This is a genomic window from Psychromonas sp. (assembly GCF_983033635.1).
The window spans coordinates 2,663-2,963 of record NZ_CEZLMY010000278.1; the positions used below are offsets into that span (position 1 = coordinate 2,663).

Consider the following 301-nt stretch of genomic DNA (forward strand, 5'->3'; position numbering starts at 1 on the left):
AATGACCGGTTCACCTCAGGTAAAAAAGGCGGCCCTTATGATAGCCCCATGTTGTTAAGAACAACTCTTTTTAAAACTTGCACCTGAGGCGCTAACCATGAAAATTTTCCATATAGTATTAATTGTTCTTGTTGTTGTATTTTGTCTTAATGTTGCTGTTGAGCTTCTTGATGTTTTTCTTGATGTCTTTTTTGAGGTTGCAGACGGGATAGATATCGATGACGGTCTGGAAATTGAGTTCGACTAGTGATCTTAGTGTTTGTCATGTAAATATAATAAAAAGTGAGGTCATATGTTAGTC

At 36.5% G+C, this 301-nt stretch carries 1 protein-coding gene; it reads left to right on the top strand.

Translation table 11 applies throughout. The features are described from left to right. Positions 1-97 precede the first annotated feature (97 nt). A complete protein-coding gene (locus AC4GME_RS18450; RefSeq protein WP_490378749.1) occupies positions 98-247 on the top strand; it encodes a hypothetical protein in 150 nt (49 codons plus the stop codon). The last annotated feature ends 54 nt before the right edge of the window (positions 248-301 follow it).